This is a genomic window from uncultured Lacinutrix sp. (assembly GCF_947500325.1).
Classification (GTDB): Bacteria; Bacteroidota; Bacteroidia; order Flavobacteriales; family Flavobacteriaceae; genus Lacinutrix.
Genome location: NZ_CANMRQ010000001.1, coordinates 152,337 through 173,403, shown reverse-complemented (window position 1 = coordinate 173,403; position 21,067 = coordinate 152,337). Strand labels below are relative to the sequence as shown.

General features: G+C 30.5%; 20 protein-coding genes, 1 tRNA gene and 2 pseudogenes. 13 read left to right on the top strand and 10 right to left on the bottom strand.

The annotated features are described in order from the left end of the window. The first annotated feature begins 2 nt into the window (after positions 1 to 2). Together Q0997_RS00860 and Q0997_RS00855 are read left to right on the top strand one after the other, a co-directional pair. Complete coding sequence (locus tag Q0997_RS00860) at positions 3 to 1,016, top strand: sensor histidine kinase (protein WP_299883489.1); 1,014 nt, start codon at positions 3 to 5, stop codon at positions 1,014 to 1,016. Then, positions 1,006 to 1,785, top strand: coding sequence for a LytTR family DNA-binding domain-containing protein (locus Q0997_RS00855; RefSeq protein ID WP_299883487.1), 780 nt, complete (start codon positions 1,006 to 1,008; stop codon positions 1,783 to 1,785). Before Q0997_RS00860 ends, Q0997_RS00855 begins: the two co-directional genes overlap by 11 nt. A gap of 50 nt (positions 1,786 to 1,835) precedes the next feature. Here Q0997_RS00855 and lepA read toward each other — a convergent pair whose 3' ends face one another. Continuing rightward, complete coding sequence (gene lepA, locus Q0997_RS00850; protein ID WP_299883485.1) at positions 1,836 to 3,632, bottom strand: translation elongation factor 4; 1,797 nt, start codon at positions 3,630 to 3,632, stop codon at positions 1,836 to 1,838. Between the two features lie 160 nt (positions 3,633 to 3,792). Between lepA and Q0997_RS00845 the strand changes: the two genes are divergently transcribed. Further along, a complete protein-coding gene (locus Q0997_RS00845; protein ID WP_299883483.1) occupies positions 3,793 to 6,192 on the top strand; it encodes a TonB-dependent receptor in 2,400 nt (799 codons plus the stop codon). On the opposite strand, the gene Q0997_RS00840 is transcribed toward Q0997_RS00845, so the two are convergent. Both Q0997_RS00840 and Q0997_RS00835 read right to left on the bottom strand, forming a co-directional pair. Next, positions 6,181 to 6,717, bottom strand: coding sequence for a GNAT family protein (locus tag Q0997_RS00840; protein WP_299883481.1), 537 nt, complete (start codon positions 6,715 to 6,717; stop codon positions 6,181 to 6,183). The two genes, Q0997_RS00845 and Q0997_RS00840, sit on opposite strands and share 12 nt — an antisense overlap. 12 nt (positions 6,718 to 6,729) lie before the next feature. Then, on the bottom strand, positions 6,730 to 7,842 hold the full coding sequence (locus Q0997_RS00835) for a hypothetical protein (protein ID WP_299883479.1): 1,113 nt from the start codon (positions 7,840 to 7,842) through the stop codon (positions 6,730 to 6,732). A 45-nt stretch (positions 7,843 to 7,887) separates the two neighbouring features. Between Q0997_RS00835 and Q0997_RS00830 the strand changes: the two genes are divergently transcribed. Then, positions 7,888 to 9,111, top strand: a complete 1,224-nt coding sequence (locus tag Q0997_RS00830; RefSeq protein WP_299883477.1) for a M28 family peptidase — start codon at positions 7,888 to 7,890, stop codon at positions 9,109 to 9,111. An 8-nt stretch (positions 9,112 to 9,119) separates the two neighbouring features. Continuing rightward, positions 9,120 to 9,542: a DUF4345 domain-containing protein gene (locus tag Q0997_RS00825; RefSeq protein WP_299883475.1), complete on the top strand. Its 423-nt coding sequence runs from the start codon at positions 9,120 to 9,122 to the stop codon at positions 9,540 to 9,542. A 372-nt stretch (positions 9,543 to 9,914) separates the two neighbouring features. On the opposite strand, the gene Q0997_RS00820 is transcribed toward Q0997_RS00825, so the two are convergent. Genes Q0997_RS00820 through Q0997_RS00810 form a run of 3 tightly spaced genes read right to left on the bottom strand, consistent with a single transcriptional unit; the run spans position 9,915 to position 12,523 of the window. Continuing rightward, entirely contained in the window at positions 9,915 to 11,309 is a 1,395-nt protein-coding gene (locus tag Q0997_RS00820) for a radical SAM protein (protein ID WP_299883474.1), read from the bottom strand. Next, a complete protein-coding gene (locus tag Q0997_RS00815; protein WP_299883472.1) occupies positions 11,299 to 12,042 on the bottom strand; it encodes a prolipoprotein diacylglyceryl transferase in 744 nt (247 codons plus the stop codon). Before Q0997_RS00815 ends, Q0997_RS00820 begins: the two co-directional genes overlap by 11 nt. 7 nt (positions 12,043 to 12,049) lie before the next feature. Further along, positions 12,050 to 12,523, bottom strand: coding sequence for a hypothetical protein (locus Q0997_RS00810; RefSeq protein ID WP_299883470.1), 474 nt, complete (start codon positions 12,521 to 12,523; stop codon positions 12,050 to 12,052). A gap of 151 nt (positions 12,524 to 12,674) precedes the next feature. Here Q0997_RS00810 and dusB point away from each other — a divergent pair, with 151 nt between their 5' ends. Beyond that, the gene (gene dusB / locus Q0997_RS00805) at positions 12,675 to 13,670 is read left to right on the top strand and encodes a tRNA dihydrouridine synthase DusB (protein ID WP_299883468.1); all 996 of its coding nucleotides are present in this window, start codon (positions 12,675 to 12,677) and stop codon (positions 13,668 to 13,670) included. 2 nt (positions 13,671 to 13,672) lie between these two features. On the opposite strand, the gene Q0997_RS00800 is transcribed toward dusB, so the two are convergent. Both Q0997_RS00800 and rbfA read right to left on the bottom strand, forming a co-directional pair. Further along, the gene (locus Q0997_RS00800) at positions 13,673 to 14,887 is read right to left on the bottom strand and encodes an FtsX-like permease family protein (RefSeq protein ID WP_299883466.1); all 1,215 of its coding nucleotides are present in this window, start codon (positions 14,885 to 14,887) and stop codon (positions 13,673 to 13,675) included. Between the two features lie 4 nt (positions 14,888 to 14,891). After that, the gene (gene rbfA / locus Q0997_RS00795; protein WP_299883464.1) at positions 14,892 to 15,293 is read right to left on the bottom strand and encodes a 30S ribosome-binding factor RbfA; all 402 of its coding nucleotides are present in this window, start codon (positions 15,291 to 15,293) and stop codon (positions 14,892 to 14,894) included. A 163-nt stretch (positions 15,294 to 15,456) separates the two neighbouring features. Here rbfA and mce point away from each other — a divergent pair, with 163 nt between their 5' ends. From mce to Q0997_RS00780, 3 genes are all read left to right on the top strand, one after another. After that, a complete protein-coding gene (mce, locus tag Q0997_RS00790; RefSeq protein WP_299883462.1) occupies positions 15,457 to 15,873 on the top strand; it encodes a methylmalonyl-CoA epimerase in 417 nt (138 codons plus the stop codon). Between the two features lie 47 nt (positions 15,874 to 15,920). Next, positions 15,921 to 15,994: transfer RNA gene (locus Q0997_RS00785), tRNA-Ile, on the top strand. 140 nt (positions 15,995 to 16,134) lie between these two features. After that, a complete protein-coding gene (locus tag Q0997_RS00780; protein ID WP_299883460.1) occupies positions 16,135 to 16,842 on the top strand; it encodes a hypothetical protein in 708 nt (235 codons plus the stop codon). On the opposite strand, the gene Q0997_RS00775 is transcribed toward Q0997_RS00780, so the two are convergent. Further along, entirely contained in the window at positions 16,839 to 17,873 is a 1,035-nt protein-coding gene (locus tag Q0997_RS00775) for a tyrosine-type recombinase/integrase (protein WP_299883458.1), read from the bottom strand. The two genes, Q0997_RS00780 and Q0997_RS00775, sit on opposite strands and share 4 nt — an antisense overlap. A 140-nt stretch (positions 17,874 to 18,013) precedes the next feature. On the opposite strand from Q0997_RS00775, the pseudogene Q0997_RS00770 reads away from it, so the two are divergent. From Q0997_RS00770 to Q0997_RS00760, 3 genes and pseudogenes are all read left to right on the top strand, one after another. Further along, positions 18,014 to 19,057: pseudogene (locus Q0997_RS00770) on the top strand (RHS repeat domain-containing protein); the annotation flags it as partial. A gap of 68 nt (positions 19,058 to 19,125) precedes the next feature. After that, the gene (locus Q0997_RS00765) at positions 19,126 to 19,395 is read left to right on the top strand and encodes a hypothetical protein (protein WP_299883457.1); all 270 of its coding nucleotides are present in this window, start codon (positions 19,126 to 19,128) and stop codon (positions 19,393 to 19,395) included. Between the two features lie 117 nt (positions 19,396 to 19,512). Continuing rightward, positions 19,513 to 20,070, top strand: coding sequence for a transposase (locus Q0997_RS00760; protein ID WP_299884215.1), 558 nt, complete (start codon positions 19,513 to 19,515; stop codon positions 20,068 to 20,070). Between the two features lie 82 nt (positions 20,071 to 20,152). Here Q0997_RS00760 and Q0997_RS00755 read toward each other — a convergent pair whose 3' ends face one another. Beyond that, positions 20,153 to 20,395 (bottom strand): hypothetical protein, encoded by a 243-nt coding sequence (locus Q0997_RS00755; protein WP_299883455.1) that lies wholly within the window; start codon positions 20,393 to 20,395, stop codon positions 20,153 to 20,155. A gap of 204 nt (positions 20,396 to 20,599) precedes the next feature. On the opposite strand from Q0997_RS00755, the pseudogene Q0997_RS00750 reads away from it, so the two are divergent. Continuing rightward, positions 20,600 to 20,854 (top strand): annotated as a pseudogene (locus Q0997_RS00750) (transposase); the annotation flags it as partial. Between the last annotated feature and the right edge of the window lie 213 nt (positions 20,855 to 21,067).

The window sequence follows — 21,067 nt, the reverse complement described above, 5'->3', positions numbered from 1 at the left end:
TTATGAACACAAAAATTAATAAATCAGATTTTATAGTACTAGCTATTTATTATAGTATATCTGTAGCTATGCAAATCTATGATTATGCTATAAATGACAATGATTTAATTGAGTTTTTAGTTGATATTCCATCTGATTTAATTGTGTCTCTAGTACAAATATTCTTATTTATTTTTTGGCTTATACCTAGTTACATTGTTAAAGAAAAAAAATACATTCATTTTGTTGTTTTTAGCCTTTTATCAATGATTATTTTAGGAGGAATAAATTATACTTTAGGGTTTTGGTCAGGAAGTAACCCATGGCATAAATTCCCTAGTACGTTAAACTTAATTATAATGAATATTTCAAGGATGGCAGAATCTGTTGGTTTGCCTTTTGGAGTATTATTAGCAAAAAAATATTATGAAGGGCAAATACAGTATTCTAATATTGAAAAACAACAAAAAGAAAACGAACTCAAACTATTGCGTTCTCAAATAGACCCGCATTTTTTGTTTAATAACTTAAATACTTTAGACGCATTAATTGATAGTAATCCTAGTACTGCTAAAGAATATATTAATCGCTTGTCTTTAATCTATCGTTATTTAATTAAAACTAAAGATGCTGAGGTAATGGAATTGTCTTATGAAGTTGATTTTGCAGAAAATTACATCTTTTTAATACAAACACGTTTTACAAACGATTATAATTTTAATATTATAACTAATAATACTCTTAGCGATAAGTTTATACCTACTGGAGCACTACAAACATTACTTGAAAATGTAGTGAAGCACAATAAAGTGTTAGATAATACTACAATAAAAACAACCATTTTAATTGAGGATGATTGGTTAACAGTAACAAACTCTAAATCAAACTTAGGTACTAATTCTGAATCTTTAGGAACAGGATTAAATAACTTAAAAGCGCGCTATGAATTGCTAATAGATAAGAATGTTCAAGTTATAAACACTAATACCGAGTATAAAATATCAATCCCAATTATTAAATTGAGTAATGAAAACTAATACCGTGAAAATTTTAATTTTAGAAGACGAAATACCAGCATATCAAAAACTAATGGGTTGTTTACAAGCGTTTTTTGCAGAAGGAATTACGCATGATTGGGCACGTTCTATAGTAGATGGGAGACAGTTGCTAAATGATAAAACATATAGTTTTATATTGTCAGACATTCAACTATTAGATGGTATTTCTTTCGATTTATTTAATAGTGTTTCTATAGATACACCTATTATTTTTTGCTCTGCACATGATGATTATTTGTTTCAAGCATTTAATACAAATGGTATTGCATATATATTAAAACCGTATACGCAAACCGATTTTAATAAAGCCATAGAAAAATACCAAACCTTGTTTCAGCAGGGCGACTATAATACATTAAACCATACAACAATAGATGCCTTAAAATCTGCTTTAAAAGAAGAGAATACTAGTTATAAAAAGCGTTTTGTTATAAAGAAATCAAAAGGTATTCAATTATTAAATGCTTCAGATATTAGCGTTGTTGAAGCTTCTGGTGATTTTTGTATAGCAACAGATAACCAAGGCAAAAGGCATACAATTTCTCAAAATATAAGTTCTATATATAATCAATTAAACCCTAAACGTTATTTTAAAATAAATAGAAGTGAAGTCGTACACATCGATTGTATAGAAAATATAGAAAGTCATTTTAAAAACCGATTATTGATTACAATGAAAGGTTTAAAAGATACAGTTATGACAAGTTCATCAACAACTGCTGAGTTTAGAAAGTGGTTGGAGCAATAAAAAAGGGCTTCTATATATAAAGCCCTTTTTATTATTATTAAATATGTGTATTAATCATTCAATTTCAATACAGCCATAAATGCTTGTTGAGGTATTTCTACATTACCAACTTGACGCATACGTTTTTTTCCTTTTTTCTGCTTTTCTAATAATTTTCTTTTACGAGAAATATCTCCACCGTAACATTTTGCCGTAACATCTTTACGTAATGCTTTCACCGTTTCACGAGAAATAATTTTTGCACCAATAGCAGCTTGAATAGGAATATCAAACTGTTGGCGTGGTATTAACTCTTTTAATTTCTCACACATTTTTTTACCAATATGCTGTGCGTTATCTGCATGAATTAATGCCGAAAGCGCATCTACTGGTTGTGCATTTAACAAAACATCTAATCGAACTAATTTAGACACGCGCATACCAATAGGTGAATAATCGAAAGAAGCATAACCTTTAGAAACCGTTTTTAATCTATCGTAAAAATCGAAAACAATTTCAGCTAAAGGCATATCAAAAGTTAACTCAACACGTTCAGGTGTTAAATAGGTTTGATTAGTAATCATCCCTCGTTTTTCTATACACAAACTCATTACGTTACCAACAAAATCGGCTTTAGTAATTATTGTTGCTTTAATAAACGGTTCTTCAACACGATTAACAGTTGTTGTTTCTGGTAAATCACTTGGGTTATTTACCACAAAAGGAGTATCTGGCTCTTTATTTGTATAAGCAAAGTAAGACACGTTAGGTACTGTAGTAATCACAGTCATATCAAACTCTCGCTCTAAACGTTCTTGTATAATTTCCATATGAAGCATTCCAAGAAAACCACAACGGAAACCAAAACCTAATGCAGCAGAACTTTCTGGGGCAAAAACTAAAGAAGCATCATTTAATTGTAGCTTCTCCATAGAATTTCTAAGTTCTTCGTAATCTTCTGTATCTACTGGATAAATACCAGCAAATACCATAGGTTTTACATCTTCAAAACCTTCAACAATATTTGTTGTTGGGTTTTCAAAATCAGTAATAGTATCTCCAACTTTTACCTCTTTAGCCGTTTTAATACCAGTAATTAAGTAACCAACATCACCAGTTTTTACACTTTTTTTTGCGACTTGCTCTAGTTTTAAAGTGCCAACTTCATCTGCAAAATAGTCTTTATCTGTAGCGACAAATTTAATTTTTTGCCCTTTTTTAATTTCACCGTTAAAGACTCTAAAATAGGTTTCAATACCTCTAAAAGTATTGTAAACCGAATCGAAAATTAAGGCTTGTAAAGGCGCTTCTGGATCTCCTTTTGGAGCAGGAATACGTTCTATAATAGCTTTTAATATATTATCAACACCAAAACCTGTTTTTCCACTAGCATGAATAACTTCTTCTGCATCACAACCTAAAAGATCAACAATATCATCGGTTACTTCTTCAGGGTTAGCACTAGGTAAATCTACTTTATTTAAAACAGGAATAATTTCTAAATCATTCTCTAACGCTAAGTATAAGTTAGAAATAGTTTGTGCTTGAATACTTTGAGCGGCATCTACAATTAATAAAGCGCCTTCACAGGCAGCAATAGACCTTGAAACTTCGTAAGAGAAATCTACGTGACCAGGCGTATCAATTAAGTTTAAAATATATTCTTGACCTTCGTAGGTGTATTCCATTTGTATGGCGTGCGACTTAATGGTAATACCACGTTCGCGTTCTAAATCCATACTATCTAAAAGTTGCGCTTGTTGTTCGCGTTCTGTTACAGCTCCAGTATAATCGAGTAAACGATCGGCTAATGTGCTTTTACCATGATCAATATGTGCAATAATGCAAAAATTTCTAATATGCTTCATAATCCAAAAACCTCTTAAAAAGAAAGAGAGTGCAAATATAATGCATTTATTGGGCTTTTTTTCTTTTTTCTTTACAATAGAAACACCTTAAATTTTACGGTTTTAGCCGTAAGAAAAAGTAAAAAACTATTGGTATCTTGCAATGAAATTAATAGCTCATTTGAAGTACATTCTTTACATACTATTATTTCTATTACCTTCTGAGATTCTTGCTCAAGAATTTAATATTTCGGGGACAGTAGTTGATCTTCAAAATATACCTGTTGCTTATGCAAATGTTTTACTTTTAGCTGAAGATAATAGCATTATTACCGGAACTAGCTCATTAGAAAACGGCTCTTTTAACCTCTTTAAATTAAAACCCCAAACCTATACTTTAAAAGTGACTTTTGTTGGCTATAAAGATTTTGCTAAAACAATTAAACTATCTGGAGATCTTAATACAGTAAATGTTGTTTTAGAAGAAAATACTGAATCTTTAAAAGAAGTAACTATTACATCCACAAAGCCAACCTTAAAAAAAGAAGCTGATCGTTTAATTTTTAACGTTGCTAATACTGCTTTAAGTGAAGGTAATTTACTAGAGGTATTACGTAGTACCCCAGGCGTTTTAATTTTAGACAATAATATAACGGTAAAGAATAGTACCCCAACGGTTTATATAAATGATAGAAAAGTTAATTTATCTGCAAGCGAAGTCACTCAGCTTTTAGAGAATTCACCTGCTAATACAATTAAAAAAGTAGAAGTAATTACTAATCCGCCAGCCAAATATGATGCAGAAAGCGGTGCCGTTATAAATATTGTTATGAGCAGGAATTTAATTACTGGTTATCGCGGTAATATTTTTACCAATTATACTCAAGGTGTATTCCCTAGATATAATATAGGGTTGAATCAATTCTACAAAACAAAAAAGATTAATATAAACCTAAATTATAGTTTTACTAAAAGTAAGGTTAATAGGGTGAATAAAGAGACTATACAGTATTTTAATACAGATGATTTTAATCCGCATTGGTATTCAGAATTTAATAGAAATACAAGATCAAAAACACATGCTATTAAATTAAATTTTGATTATTTAATAGATGATAATAGTACTTTAAGTTTATCTAGTAATTTATTCTTGCTTCCTTTTTTTGATTATCAGATTAAAGGAAAATCTAATGTTACATTTGACGCCTTCTTTTTGCCTTTTACTATAGATTCTCGAAATAGCTCTAAGGATGAAAAGTATAATTTAGCTTATGATCTAGATTTTGTGCATCGTTTTAAAAATAATGATAAACTATCTATAAATGCTCATTTCACTAACTATGATTATATGAGAAATCAAAATGTGAATAGTATATATAATGTATTCGAAAATGCAGATGATTTTAGTACAGCCTTTAATATAAATAACAACCAGAATACAGATATACTAACATCTCAGTTAGATTATAATACATCATTTAGTGATAAAGCCTCTTTTTCCACAGGATTAAAATTTTCTAATGTTAAAACTGAAAGTGATATTACTCAATTTGATATAAATACTACAACTAATGAACAAACTTTAAATAATGAAAATACAGATGAGTATAATTATGACGAATCTATTTTTGCTGGTTATATTAATTATGAAAATAGCATAGGTAAATTAAGTCTTTCTGGAGGTTTACGTTTTGAGCAAACAGATGTAGACGGAGAATCTATTAGCTCCAATCTAATTAGTACTCAAAGTTATTTTGAATTATTTCCAACAGTAAATATTACTTTTCAAGCATCTAAAAAATTAAATTTATATGCTAATTATAAAAGAAGTATTGATAGACCAAGCTATCAAAGCTTAAATCCGTTTAATTTCTTTTTTAACGATAATATTGTTAATAAAGGAAATCCTACTTTACAGCCAGCATTTTCAAATCATTTTGTATTAGGAACCACTATATCTGAAATATATACTATTGAAGCTTATTATAGAGACACAAAAAATAAATTCTTTGAATTACCAATTCAAGATAATGAGAATAATATTTTAGTCTATTCACCAGTAAATATTGAAAAGAGTAAAGAATATGGATTAGATTTTATTACGTATTTTAATGTTTTTGATGATTGGTCTATTTATTTTTTAACCTCTTTTTATAATATAGAAGATGCTTCTTTTTTTGATAACAATTTTTTTAGAAACAATCGATGGTCTAATTATTCTGTACTAAGTAATAATTTATCTTTTTTAAAAGATAAAAGTCTTAAGTTAAATTTTGCGATGACATATATTAGTAAAAACCAACAAGGATTTAGGACTTCTGAAAGCTTGTTAAATACTAATTTATCTATTAAAAAATCTATATTTAAGAAAAAAGGTTCATTGTTTTTGACGTTTTCTGATTTGTTTAACACACAAGATTTTGATGTTGCTTTTAAGTTAGAAAATCAAAATAATAGAAATCAAATAAACTTGGACAATCGCTACATAAAACTTGGCTTTAACTATAAGTTTGGTAATACTACTTTAAAGACTAATGAACGTGTTAAACAATTAAATGAAAGAGAACGTTTAGAAAAATAAAGTCTTATAATTTTCTTTTGTTAGTTCCCAACGATTCACATCTTGCTCAAAATTTAAAGAACCAGGAATGGTTCTATACTTTTTGATAAACTTAAAGCCTAATTTTTTTAAAGTTTTGTTAGGAGCAGGATTTAAAGCATATGGTTGACAAATCAATTTTTCGATTTCTAATTTGTCAAAGTAAAAAGGAAGTGATTTTTTAACTAATTCTGTACCAATACCTTTTTGCCTAGTATTAGTTTTCCATAAGTGTAAATGCATATTTGCCTCTTTCCCATATATTATATTATTGACATTAGAATGGCCTATTTGTATGCTATCAAGCTCCCAAATTAAAGCATAAGATTTTTTATCTTTTATATTTGTCTTTATTTGACTGCTAAACATGTTTATTAAGTCTTCTCTTTTTGGGAGCTTACTTAAATCAACTCCCATGCCTATTAAAAAATCATCACTAGACTTTAGCCAATAATCGGCCAATAAGTCAATATCCTTTTCTTGTATTTCTCTAACATTTAGATTCATTTTAGATGTAGTTTAATCTTGCCATTCTGCAATAAACAAATTAGTATCACGGCCACCACCATTATTTCTATTAGAAGAAAAAGCTAACTTTTTACCATCGTTAGAAAATACAGGAAAGGCATCAAAGGTTTTACTATGTGTTACACGCTCTAAATTTTTACCATCAATATCAATTAAGTATAAGTTAAATGGAAAACCACGTTCTGCTTCAAAGTTAGATGAGAACAATATTTTTTTACCACTAGGATGAAAAAACGGACTCCAATTTGCATTGCCTAAATCTGTTAATTGGCGTAAATCGCTTCCATCTGCATTACAAATATAAAGTTCCATATCTGTAGGTTCTACTAATCCTTCAGCTAATAAATCTTTATAGTCTTTAATTTCCTGTTCTGTTTTTGGTCGAGACGAACGAAAGATAATTTTTGTGCCGTCTGGAGAGAAAAAAGCACCACCATCATAACCTAGTTCATCTGTAATTTGCTTTACATCACTGCCATCTAAATTCATAGTATACAATTCTAAATCGCCACTTCTTGTAGAAGTAAATACTATTTTGTCGCCTTTAGGAGATACCGTTGGTTCGGCATCATAACCTTTTTCGTGAGTTAGTTGTTTTACAATATTACCTTGTAAATCTGCAACAAAAATGTCGAAAGTATCATAAACAGGCCAAATGTATTTACCGTTTTTACGTAAAGGTGTGTCTGGGCATTTCTCATCTCCTAAATGGGTAGAAGCATAAATTATATGTTTGTTATCTGGTAAGAAATAAGAACAAGTTGTTCTTCCTTTACCAGTACTTATCATTGGCGGCGCTATACTATCGAATGTGTCATTAACATTCATTAAAAACATTTGGTCACAGCTTACATTCCATTTTGCATTGTTAGACTGAAAAACAATTTGCTTATCATCAAAACTCCAATATGCTTCTGCATTATCGCCGCCAAATGTTACTTGACGTAGATTTTTAAAGTGGGTTTCTTCAGGAAAAATTAATGAGTTTTTTGCCTCTTGTTTTTTTGAAATAGATATTGGTTTTCTTGCGTTTTCTTTCTCATTGTTTTTACAAGAAAAACAAACGAATACTATAAGTACTATGTTTAATATACGTGTTTTCATAACTGCTATTTAATGCCTAATTTTATCAAAATTAATACTCTTATAATGAAATACACAATTGCTTTTCTTTTTTTGCTGCTTTTAACAGCTTGTAAATTAGAAGAAAAAGAACCTATTTCTATTAAAGAAGATGTTTCTTTTTTAGCGTCTGATGCTTTAGAAGGTAGACAAACGGGAAGTAATGGAGAGCAGAAAGCAGCAAAATATATAGCAGAACGTTTTAAAAATTTAGGGTTGCAAGAAAAAGGAACTCAAGGTTATTTACAAACCTTTTCTTTTAAACCAAAAACAGACCCGCATCAAGAAGTTAACTACACTGTAAAAGATGGAGATAGTACTATTACGGGAACAAACGTTATTGGTTTTATAGATAATAAAGCAGAGCATACCATTATTATTGGTGCGCATTACGACCACTTAGGTTTAGGAGCCGAAGGATCATTACATAGAGGAAATACAGCAATACATAATGGTGCAGATGATAACGCTAGCGGCGTAGCTGTACTATTAAATTTAGCAAAGCAATTAAAAACTAAGAATATAAATAATAACTATTTATTTATGGCTTTCTCTGGAGAAGAAATGGGATTATTAGGGTCTAATTATTTTGTAAAACACCCAACTATAGATACTAAGAAAGCCAATTATATGATTAATATGGATATGGTAGGAAGACTAAAAGCAGATAGTACTTTAGCTGTATACGGAGTAGGAACTTCACCAATTTTAAAACAAACTGTAACCTCTAATAATTCTAAGTTTAAATTAGTGCAAAAAGAATCGGGCGTTGGTCCAAGTGATCATACCAGTTTTTATAATGCAGATATTCCAGTGTTGCATTTTTTTACAGGACAGCATGAAGACTATCATAAGCCAAGCGATGACATAGAAAAGTTAAATTATGAAGGCATGCAAACCATTTCTAATTATATTTTTGAAATTATAACAGACCTTGATAATAATGGAAAATTACCTTTTAGAGCTACTAAAAACGAAAGTGATTCTGTACCAAAGTTTGAGGTAGGTCTGGGCGTTACTCCAGATTATTTGTTTGATGGAAAAGGCATGAGAATTGATGGTACACGAGAAGGCACTCCAGCTACCAATGCAGGTATACAAAAAGGAGATATTGTAGTTAAAATGGGTAATATTGATGTTATAGACATGACGACTTATATGAAGGCTTTATCATCTTATAAAAAAGGAGATACTACTAATGTTATTGTAAAGAGAGGAGAAGAAGTCGTTGAGATTAAGGTTGCTTTCTAATTGAAATCATGATACAATCTCAAAACGACTTTATAAATAAAATACACCTAATTATTTCAATAATAATTGTCGTTCTTGTAGCTTTTATTTATGGCTTTAGGCCGGATTTAAGTTTCGATATGTTTTTAGAAACTACAGATGAAAAGAATTTTTATAAAGCTATTATGGGACTGTATTTAGGTTTTTCTTTTTTATGGCTTTTGGGTATTATAAAAGCTCAATATTTTAAAATAGCAATACTAACAAATATTATTTTTATGCTAGGTTTAGGCTTTGGTAGAATAGTTAGTATTCTAATAGATGGTATCCCTACATTTGGTTATGTTTTTGGAACTGTAGCAGAATTATTTTTAGGCTGCTATGGTTTATGGGTTTTAAAACGATTAATTGCCAGCGATCAATGCTCCGCAAATTCCAAAACTAATAAGTAAGTAAACAACACCAAGTATCCAAGATATTTTCGACGCTTTATTTTTATCTTTTAATCTTAAAACAACTGCAATAATAAATAGTAAAATAGCTGGCCCAACCATAATAAGTGCAATCATGGCAAATAACCCATCAAGATTCATATGTCCCTCTAAAAAAACCATATTCTAATATTTAAGTCATCATACTACCACAAATACCTAAGCAAATTATAATGTAAGTTACAGAAATTATAAATAATATTTTAGCAGTTTTGGGTTTAGATTTTTTAAGTCCAAAACCTATGAGAGTCATAATAATAGCAGGTAAAAGCATAACGACAAGGATAAGTATAAACAATCCCATGTAATTTCCACCCTCTAAAAATAATAGTGTCATATTACTTCGTTTCTAAGTTTTTCTAACTGTTCTTTTTTATCATCACGATAAAACAAATTCATAGTTTCAAAAGGGATAATTTTATTGTCTTTATCTACTATATGTACACATGATTTTTTAATTGCTCGTACATCAAAATTATAGGCATCTATAAACTGCATGATAATAACACGAAAAAGATTATCGTAACCTAAATTAGGAGCATCAATATTGGGTAAGCAACACATAATAGATTTTAAATTTTCTTCTGCTACTTCAACTGAGTTTCCAGTGCTAAAGAGTTCAATCATTTTTCCATGTAATTGCTCATCTTGCTCGTAAATAATCGTGTTTTTACTATTGTCTAACAAATCGGTTGGGTTAATATAACGTGTTAATGGAAAAACAGCATCATCTAGTTTTAGCGCATAACCCATTACTAAGGCATCTGGATTACAAGGTACAGGAATAAGATCATCACTATTAAAGACAGTAGTTTGTTCCATTATTTTTCGCCGTACTTCGGTTAAAGTCATACGGTCTGTTTCTGGGTTAAAATTATCTAATCTCCCAGCAATTTGTGTTGGTTGTAGCGTTACACCACGAACACATTTTTGTTGTAAAGCGTAATCTATAATTTTTCCTATTTCATGATCGTTTAAACCTTTTTGAAGTGTTACAACTAGTGTTGTTGAGAGGTTTACAGCATTTAAATTAGCAATTGCCTGTACTCTTATATCGTTTAAATCTGCACCACGTAGTTCACGTAATACACTGTTTTCAAACGAGTCGAATTGTAAATACACTTCAAAATCTGGAGCGTAAGTTTTTAGTCTTTCCGCGAAAGCGATATCCTTAGCAATTTTAATCCCATTAGTGTTTAGCATTAAATGGCGAATAGGTAACGTTTTTGCATAGTCCATAATGTCCCAAAACTGAGGGTGAATAGTGGGTTCACCACCAGAAATTTGAACAACATCTGGTTCTTTTTCATTGGCAACAATGGTATCTAACATGGCCTTAACCTCTTCTAATGTTCGATGCCTTCCATAGGTTGGCGACGAACCAGCATAACAAGTAGGACATGTTAAATTACAACGGTCTGTTACTTCTACAACTGTTAAACAAGAATGCTGCTCATGATCGGGACACAAACCACAATCGTAAGGACAACCATAATGGGTTTTGGTATTAAACGTATATGGTGTCTCACTAGGTTTATTGTAGTTTCTAATGTTTTTATAATAGTCAATATCATCAGCAATTAAGACTTTACTATTACCATGTTCGTTACAACGTTTTAGCATATATACCTTATCGTTTTCAAAAACAATTTTAGCATCTACACGTTTTAAGCATTCTGGGCAAAGACTTAAAGTAAAATCGTAATAAGTATATTTTCTAACTGGCATTATTGAGTTTTTGAAAGATGAATTTGTAATAGTATAGCCAACAAATTACACATAATATTTGAATGCTACTTAATCCTAAAATGTAAAATACATTAGGTTTTATAAATTCTATAAAAAAGCGAAAACCAAAATAGAGAATCATAAACCATTTAAAAAGAGCTCCGTTTTTTAAAGTAGAGTTTTTCTGAATGTGTTTTAGACTAATAAACAAAATAACCAAGAAAACTAGTTCATACAAAGAAGTTGGGTGTCGTAATACATCATCTCCTAAATTCATTCCAAAAATAGAAGTCGTTTCACTGCCATAAGTAAATTCTTTAACACCTAATAAAAAGCAACCAATACGGCCAATAAAAATGCCTAAGATAATAGGAAATACGAACAAGTCGCCAGACGATTGTTTTTCTCCAATTTGTTTTTTTGCTAATTCAACACCAAGTAATCCTCCAAATAATCCGCCCATTATGGTTTTAGTGTTTAACAAGTTAATAAGGTTTGCTTGAGACCACTCTACAAAGGGGTTTTCTAATAAGCCAATAATACGAGAACCAAGTAGAGCACCAATGGCTGCTCCTAAAATAATAGATAATCTATTGCTACCAGAAATGACATCGTTAGAGCGCTTTCTTAAAAACACATAATACCTAAAGGCAAGAAAAAAGGCTAAGTACTCTAAAACAAGATGTATGTTTATGTTGTAACCAAATAGAGTTGGTTCAAAAGGGATTTGCAAAATATAATTATTTAAATTCGATTGAATTGAGAATAGACATACCTTCATCTAGATATTGCTTATAATAATTAACATCGAAAGAAAAGATTATATCGTAAGCTATACCTTTTATTTTATAAAAATGATGTATTTCTGTTTTATTATAGTTTCTATAAACTGAAGCTAATTCTAAAGAGTACATAATTCCATTTTTTGTTTTATATTTTTTTAAAACATGATTAACCTTATCTGTATGAGAAACAATAACCCCTTTAGTGTATTCTACTATTTCTTCAAGTGTTTTAGAGTTTGATAATTCACGGTCAAGCTTAATAATATAAATATGATTATTATATGGATTAATATCTTTTTTTCTAATTTCTTTAGGTGAAAAATTTATAGAACCATGCCAATTATACTTGTACCAACTTTTAGGGTACTTTATAGAATAGTTCTTTGTTTTGTATGTTTTTAATTTAATTTTTTCATTTTGACTTGCCATGTTTAATGGTAGAAATAAAAGAAAGAGAAAATATAAAAGGAAGTGACTTTTAATACCCATAAAAATTATATATGAGTTAAAAATACAATAATTATTAAGAGAATAGTACGTTTGTTTAAAAAGCATTAATTTTGCAGCAAAATCGAACATTTTGGTAAAAATAGACAACATAGAACTTCCAGATTTCCCATTGCTTTTAGCACCAATGGAAGATGTGAGCGATCCACCATTTAGAGCTTTATGCAAAGAACAAGGAGCAGATGTTGTGTATACCGAGTTTGTATCTAGTGAAGGTTTAATTCGTAATGCTGCTAAAAGTGTTATGAAATTAGATATCTACGAGAAAGAACGTCCAGTTGGGATTCAAATTTTTGGAGCTAATATGGATAGTATGCTAGAAACTATAGATATAGTATCTGCCTCTAAGCCAGATATTATAGATATTAATTTTGGTTGCCCAGTAAAGAAAGTAGTAAGTAAAGGAGCTGGAGCAGGTATTTTAAAAGATATCTGTTTAATGGAGAAACTCACTGCCGAAATGGTAAAGCGCACAGATATTCCTGTAACTGTTAAAACCCGTTTAGGTTGGGATCACGATTCTATAAAAATTGTTGAGGTTGCAGAGCGATTACAAGATGTAGGTTGTAAAGCCATTGCTATTCACGGGAGAACCAGAGCGCAAATGTATAAAGGTGATGCCGATTGGAAACCTATTGCTCAAGTTAAAAACAACCCAAGAATGCATATTCCAATATTTGGAAATGGCGATGTAACATCACCAGAACGCGCTATGGAAATGCGTGACGATTATGGGTTAGATGGTTGTATGATTGGCCGTGCTACTATTGGAAACCCTTGGTTTTTTAAACAAGTAAAACACTTTTTTGAAACAGGGGAGCATTTAGCACCAATTACTTTGGCAGAAAGAGTAGAAGCTGCACGTAGACATTTGCAAATGGCTATAGACTGGAAAGGAGAAATTCTTGGTGTTTTCGAAACCAGAAGGCATTATACTAACTATTTTAAAGGCATTCCTCATTTTAAAGAGTACAGAATGAAAATGGTAACAAGTGATCATTCTCAAGATGTATTTGCTGCTTTCGATGAGGTGTTAGAGAAATTTGGAGATTACCAATTTACAGAGTAGTATTAACTCGTTTTTACCATACTTTTTGTAATACGAACAGAGGCTATTTTAGACGCTACAATACCTAATACGGTAATAGTAACAAATACTATAAAAATATTTTTTATTTGAAAAGTCACAGGATAGGCTAAAGTAGAAGTAATCATCACCTTCATGTTTTCTGGCCCATATAGTTGAAATAACACTAAGAGTGTACTTACTAATAAGCCAATAACACCACCAACTATACTCATTAATGCACCTTGAAGAAAGAATATTTTTCTAATATCTTTTATGGTAGCACCAATATTAAATAATGTGTTTAAGCTTTTCTTTTTGTCAAGCATCATCATAATTAGAGAACCAACCACATTAAAAAAGGCAATAATTAATACCAATGTAAAAATAAGGTATACAGCAAGATGCTCTGTATTTAGCATTTTATATAAAGCATCATTAAGTTGCGCTTTATTTTTAACAGTAATAGTGTTACCTAAAACATTTTGAATTTGAGCTTTTACAGTAGCTTCATCGGCATCCTCTTTAAGTTTAAATTCAATATGAGATATTTGGTTGGGCTCATAAGCCAATAAGTCTTGCGCTAGTTCTATAGAAGAAAAAATATGGCTAGCATCTAGTTTTTCATTTACAGCAAAAATACCAACGTTTACAGCTTCTACTTGATTAAATGCTTGATCTACACTGCTTACTTGTCCTGTTCCAGGTTTTGGTACGCCTAAATATAAACGCTTACCATAATCTAAAACGCCTAAACTTAAATTACTAGACACATCGAAACCAACAACAACTTGACTCGTTTTTGGGGTTAGCCAACTACCATATTTAACAATAGAATCTACAGTATTTACTTTGGTATAATTTTCATCAACACCTTTAATATAAAAGGCTTGTTTAGCACCATCAAAAGAACCTATAACGCGTTCTTCTATAATTTTAGAATAAAAAGCAATACCATTAATAGCGTTTAATTCCTGTTCAATAGTAGGCGAAAAAAGAAAAGATTTACCAACGGTAGTTTCTGCTCTTAAATCGGGATCTATAACAGTAGTGAATTCTAAAGTAAAATCTTTTAAACCAGAAAAACCAGAGAGTACAATAAATAGGGAAGCAGAACCTAAAATAATACCTACCATTGCTATATAAGTAATAAAATTAATAGCATTATTACTACTTTTAGAACGTATATAACGTTTTGCAATGTATAGAGGAAAACTCAAGCGGTTAAGATTTTTTACGTTTCCCTAAAAGGTCTGGATCTGTTAATGGGTTATCTTTTCCTTTTAAAGACTGTTCAATTTTATCAATATGCTCTAAAGAATCGTCAACAAAAAAGTACAATTGTGGCATACGGCGCAATTGGTTTTTGGTACGTTTTGCCAGTTCATGGCGAATAAAAGGTTGATTAGACTTTATGCCTTCTACTAATTCCTTTGCTTTATCGTTAGGAAAAATACTTAAATACACTTTTGCGACAGATAAATCTACCGTAACCGATACTTTACTTACCGAAATAATAACACCGCGCATACCGCCTTGCGTAGCAGCAGTTTGTAATATATCTACCAGATCACGTTGTAAAACCGATCCTATTTTTTTTTGTCTTTGACTTTCTTCTGTTTTCATTTTGTTTGTTGCGTTTTCGCAAGAATAGATTGCAAAAATACGCTTATTTAAATAATAAATACTATTGTAGTATTTTTGAAAGCAAAATACATACCTTATTTAAAGGTTTTTATAAATAAAACGTGATAATAAAAAAGAATTCCGCTTTCTCGGAACATAAACTATGAATAAAATAGAACACATAGGCATAGCAGTAAAAAGTTTAAAAGACTCTAACGATTTGTTTGCAAAACTTTTTGGCGAACCACATTATAAAATTGAAGAAGTTGCTAGTGAAGGTGTTAATACTTCTTTTTTTCAAGTTGGTGAGAATAAAATAGAGTTATTAGAAGCTACAAAAGACGATAGCCCAATAGCTAAGTTTATAGCAAAAAAGGGAGAAGGCATACATCATATTGCTTTTGATGTAGACGATATTGAAGCCGAAATTAAGAGATTAAAACAAGAAGGTTTTATCGTTTTAAACGAAACACCAAAACAAGGAGCAGACAATAAATTAGTTGCTTTTTTACACCCAAAATCATCAAATGGTGTTTTAATTGAACTATGTCAAGAAATAAAGAGTAATTTAAAGAAATAAAATCTTGTAGAGTTTTAAAAATAATATTAGATTTGCACACCAATTTTGGTCCCATAGCTCAGTTGGTTAGAGCACCTGACTCATAATCAGGTGGTCCTTGGTTCGAGCCCAAGTGGGACCACACTTAAAACCCTTCTTTTTTGAAGGGTTTTTTGTTTTATAATACAACCACTTGTATATAAACTACTTTCTTTAAAGTTTTTCACGCTTTTAAAATCAAGATTAGTAATTTAATTATCTTTGGTGAAAATTAAAATCAAGATGCTTAAATCGTTTAGTCTATTATCTTTTAGCTTTTTAACTGTACTATTAAGTACGCTTTTTTCTGTAAATAACGATTTGCAAAAAAAAGTAATTAGAGATGGCGATCATGATATAGAATGTTATGTTAGTTTAAAAAAGATAAAGTCTTTTGATAGCGATAAAATGTATTATTGGTACAAATCTGCTGCGGTACACCATTCTATGTCTAGTGCTGGTGGTTATGTATTACATTCTAGTTTTACTAAATTTTATAAATCTAACCAATTAGCAGAGCAAGGTAACTTTAACCTTGGTCTTAAAAATGGCGTTTGGCAAACTTGGTACGAAAATGGGCAATTAAAAGAAAGACAAGAATGGAAAAATGGCCAAAAGCATGGCGATTTTATCTCTCGCGATTCTTTAGGTAATATCTTAGAAAAAGGTAATTTTAAGCACAACAAAAAAGCTGGTTCTTGGGTAAATACTAAAACTAAAGACACTGTTTTTTATAAAAAAGGAGCAGTATTAGTACCAGAAACAAACGATAAAAAAGAAGGATTTTTTAAGCGCTTGTTTAAGAAAAAAGAGAACTCTAAAGCAAAAACCTCTAAAAAAGGCAAAACCACAAAGGCTAAAACCACTAAAAAGAAGGATCCTAAAAAAGACGGTTTTTTTAAACGCTTATTTAAGAAGAAAGACAAAAAGGCTACAAAGGCAAAAAACTAGTAGTTTTCTAGTTTACTATGCACCTTATCTATTTCCTTATCAACATACACTTGCGCATAATGCACATAACGGTTAAACGAGCTACTAGAACTACTGTGGCCACTAATTTTACGTACTAAATGTTCTGGCATACCAAGAATTAGCAATGTAGTAATGGCTGTTCTACGCATCATGTGAGAGCTCATTTTATCGCAAAAACGCAGTGTACTTTTTGTTGTGGCTTTGGTTTTACCTTGGCGTTCACGCGTCATGTGAATAGCATTAGTAAAACCCGCTTTTTCACCAATATGTTTTAAGCTTCTATTAAAAATAAAAAGGCTAATAGTACCAAATATAGACACTCTAGAAGACTTAGGTTTGTATTGCTTGTAGATATCTACCGCATAATTTGGCAGTTTTATAAAACTATATGTTTTTGTTTTTTGAGATTTAATTTTTAAGTACCAGTCGTTATTTTGCTTTTCAAAATTCTTGTTGGTTAAACTAAAAATATCACTAAAACGTAAGCCAGTAGTACAGCCAAAAACAAACACATCTTTAATACGGCGCATGGCAGGTGTTAAACTTTTAGAAAACGCTTGGTCGTGAATTAAATATTTTAATTGCTCTGGTGATAAGACTAATATATCTACCTCTTCTTTTCTTACATAAAATAAACGCTGAAAATCGCCTGTAGGGTAGTCTTTTTCATTTTTTAAATAGTTAAAAAAGGTTCTTATATACTTAATATTAGCACCTACATAATTATCGTAACAGCCATTTTTATATAAATACTCTGTAAATTTTTTATAGAATTTTTTCCAATAGTTTTTTTCTGAAGCGAGTTCTCTAGAATTTAATTTCGAAGCATTACAAATACGTAACTCAAAACCGGTGTCTGCTTCAAACTTAACCAAATTATTTAAAGCATACTGGTAATTTTTAATAGATTGAGGAGAAATACGCTCACCATTTTTTTTTAAGCGCTTTCCTGTAGTACTATCTTTTATAAACTGAATAAAAAGGGGAATAATAGGGTCTTTTACTTTCATGATAGGTTCCTAAAAATAGTAAATATTAGAATGTAAAAATAAGGCTAAAAAGACTAATTTTTGTTTTTTTTTGTTTTATCTTTAGGTATTGAACGTTCTTACTGTATTGAGATTACGGTGTATTTGATTACTATCCGTTTGGTATGCTATTACCTTACCGTAATGGAAGCTCTGATACTTATAGATACGGCTTTAATGGTAAGGAGAATGATAATGAAGTAAAAGGTCGTGGGTTACAAGTAGATTATGGATTTAGAATTTATGACCCAAGAGTTGGCAAATTCTTGAGTACAGACCCATTGTTTAAAGGTTTCCCTTACTACACACCCTATCAATTCGCAGGAAATAAGCCTATTTGGGCAATTGATTTAGACGGGTTAGAGGAATACCACTATGTATTTACTTTAGATGAGAATGGTGATTGTAAAATAGAACTCGAAACAGTTAACGATATCATCGAAAAGACATGGAACTGGAAAACTTTTTCATTTGACACTGAAGTCAATGAATATGAGAAGCATATAGTACATTACAGACCAGAAATTTTAGTTGTAGTTGAGTTTCAAGGTGTGATGTCTAAACAAGACTACACAGAAACTTATGATAATAAGGCTGATGCATTAAATACAACCTATGATGATTTTGAAGATGATTTTGTTAAGGGTGAAATTTTACAAGGTATTGCAAATGGAGCTGCTTTTAGAGGCAATACTAGAAATATGCGTAGGACACCTAGAAGTAGAAATCTTGATTCTAAAGCTCAACCAAAGTCCCACTTATTGAAATTTGTTCGAGGAATGAAAAATTTCTCAAGAATAAGTCATGAAATAAAAAGTAAGTCCTTTTTTGGGCAGTCAGTTATGTTTAATGCAAAAATGGCTGTAAGTAAGACAACAATGCTAATTAAAGATATATATATGTTTAGAAAAGGTTCTCTCACTTGGTCAGATAAAGGGTTAGTTGGAAAAATGGGAAGAGAAGTTGTATTATTTAAATCTGAAATGATTCAAAAAGCCAAAGAAAAAGGTGTAAAAACTTTAGTTTTAGAGTTCATGCGTACAGGAGAAGGATCTACAAAAAGAGAGCGAGCTATGATAATGGAAATTGACGTTGAAACTGGCAAAACAATAAGAACTGAGGAAATAAGTATTTCTCAACATAATAAGAACAATAAAAAAGATTAGGTATAATTATGTGTAATGAATATGATTTAGAACTAAAAAGGTACTTATTCAATTATTATGGAAATTTATTGACAGAAGATGAAGTTGATATTTGGAATTCAATTATCGAAGATTCTAAAAAAAAATCTTTTTTCAAAAAAGTTAAATGGAGGAAAAAGGATAAAATTAAGTTTTATCAAGACACTATAAATAGACTTTTAAAAGAACATCAACAGGATATATTTATAAATAGATGCAGTATTTGTGGTGCTTTGGCTAGAACTCCTGAGGCTAAAATTTGCAGGAATAGCCATAAAAAAGTTAACGATGTTTGGGTTGAAATGAATAGTATCAAGTAAAATAAAAACAAAGCCCCCAGCTAGCGCTCGTCTGTGACGAGTGACGGCATGAGTAAACAAACAACAAATAAAAGAAAGCTTTTACAGCAATGTAGAAGCTTTTTGTATTTTAGTTATATGAGTAGGAAATATAAGTTTCATAATAAGAGAGGTTTATACTTTGTAAGTTTTGCCACAGTTAATTGGATAGATGTATTTACAAGGCAAGTGTACCTTGATGTGCTGGCAGAAAGTGTAAATTATTGCAGAAAAGAGAAAAGTATGGAGCTGTATTGTTATTGTTTTATGCCAAGCCATATTCATTTTATATTTAGGTCTAGTAATGAAAAACCTATGGAGTTGTTGCGAGATTTTAAAAAGCATACTTCAAAAAAAGTAATAGAGGCTATAGAAAACAATCCACAGGAAAGTAGAAAAGAATGGCTATTATGGATGTTTAAACGTGCTGGAAAAAAGCAAGGTAATATATCTACTTATCAATTTTGGCAACATCATAACAAGCCCATAGAATTATGGAGCGAAAAAGTAATCAAACAAAAGATAGATTATATTCATAATAACCCTGTAGAAAGTGGTTTTGTAACCAATGTTATAGATTGGAAATATTCAAGTGCAAGAAATTACCAAGATGATAATACCGTTTTAGAAATAGATAATACAGGCTTTTTGGCATAATAAAGTCTTTACATTCCTGTAAAGACTTTATTTATAATTTGTTTACCTACTGTTGTGTTCACTCGTCACAGACGAGCGCTAGCTAAGAATTATTTCCTATTTGGTTAATGTTATCTTCTGGTTTTTTCTTAAGAAACTTATTTCCATATTTAATAAATATATAGGCTAAAAACCCTGCTATTAATATTGCAAGTAAATCTTCTATTATTCCTATTGTAGTCTTAGAAAAGCTTCCTGTTAGGAATCTAAAAATATTTCCAACTACACTAAACCCAAAAAGTATTCCAAGCAAGTAAAATATATATCCTAAAATTATCCTTCTCATTTTAATTTATAAAATAATAGTTTGTAAATAGTATTAAGTCACTCGTCACAGACGAGCGCTAGCTGGGATTTTAAAACCAAAAAGGCACGTTTCTTAAAGCAAAAAAAAAGCCTTTACATCTCTGTAAAAGCTTTTCTATTTATTCATTATTATTTCCCTGTTTACTCGATACGGCACTCGTCACAGACGAGCGCTAGCTGGGGAGAATGGATGTTGGGTTATTTTAAAGAGGCTTGTAGTCATTTAAAACGAGAACAAAACTATAAAGTTTGGCAAGATGGTTATCATGCAGAAATATGTAGTTCTAATAAATTTATACAGCAAAAATTAAACTATATACATAATAACCCTGTAAAAGATAAAATAGTAGCTAACCCTGAAGATTATATCTTTAGCTCTGCAAGAAATTATGCAAGTTTAGATAATGAGTTAGCTGTTTTAGTATTGAATGTATTCTAGTTATTGTTATAAAGGATAATGAGCACGGATTGCAAATCCGCGCTATCGGGTTTACTCATGCCGTCACTCGTCACAGACGAGCGCTAGCTGGGAAATCTAACTCACAATTATTAACTAACCCATACCTCAAATCATTATTTGAGAAGTCTAATTTTGATAAATTAGTATTAAAATTAAGTTTTTTAAAAGAAAAACCACTTTGATTGTTACAAT

Excerpts from the sequence above, each read along its gene's own strand:
- Q0997_RS00755 (WP_299883455.1), bottom strand. The coding sequence starts at position 20,395 with ATGAGAAGGATAATTTTAGGATATATATTTTACTTGCTTGGAATACTT.
- Q0997_RS00840 (WP_299883481.1), bottom strand. The coding sequence starts at position 6,717 with ATGAATCTAAATGTTAGAGAAATACAAGAAAAGGATATTGACTTATTG.
- Q0997_RS00775 (WP_299883458.1), bottom strand. The coding sequence starts at position 17,873 with ATGAAAGTAAAAGACCCTATTATTCCCCTTTTTATTCAGTTTATAAAA.
- Q0997_RS00835 (WP_299883479.1), bottom strand. The coding sequence starts at position 7,842 with ATGAAAACACGTATATTAAACATAGTACTTATAGTATTCGTTTGTTTT.
- Q0997_RS00830 (WP_299883477.1), top strand. The coding sequence starts at position 7,888 with ATGAAATACACAATTGCTTTTCTTTTTTTGCTGCTTTTAACAGCTTGT.
- Q0997_RS00825 (WP_299883475.1), top strand. The coding sequence starts at position 9,120 with ATGATACAATCTCAAAACGACTTTATAAATAAAATACACCTAATTATT.
- Q0997_RS00780 (WP_299883460.1), top strand. The coding sequence starts at position 16,135 with ATGCTTAAATCGTTTAGTCTATTATCTTTTAGCTTTTTAACTGTACTA.
- Q0997_RS00855 (WP_299883487.1), top strand. The coding sequence starts at position 1,006 with ATGAAAACTAATACCGTGAAAATTTTAATTTTAGAAGACGAAATACCA.
- Q0997_RS00810 (WP_299883470.1), bottom strand. The coding sequence starts at position 12,523 with ATGGCAAGTCAAAATGAAAAAATTAAATTAAAAACATACAAAACAAAG.
- rbfA (WP_299883464.1), bottom strand. The coding sequence starts at position 15,293 with ATGAAAACAGAAGAAAGTCAAAGACAAAAAAAAATAGGATCGGTTTTA.
- Q0997_RS00820 (WP_299883474.1), bottom strand. The coding sequence starts at position 11,309 with ATGCCAGTTAGAAAATATACTTATTACGATTTTACTTTAAGTCTTTGC.
- Q0997_RS00860 (WP_299883489.1), top strand. The coding sequence starts at position 3 with ATGAACACAAAAATTAATAAATCAGATTTTATAGTACTAGCTATTTAT.
- Q0997_RS00760 (WP_299884215.1), top strand. The coding sequence starts at position 19,513 with ATGAGTAGGAAATATAAGTTTCATAATAAGAGAGGTTTATACTTTGTA.
- lepA (WP_299883485.1), bottom strand. The coding sequence starts at position 3,632 with ATGAAGCATATTAGAAATTTTTGCATTATTGCACATATTGATCATGGT.
- mce (WP_299883462.1), top strand. The coding sequence starts at position 15,457 with ATGAATAAAATAGAACACATAGGCATAGCAGTAAAAAGTTTAAAAGAC.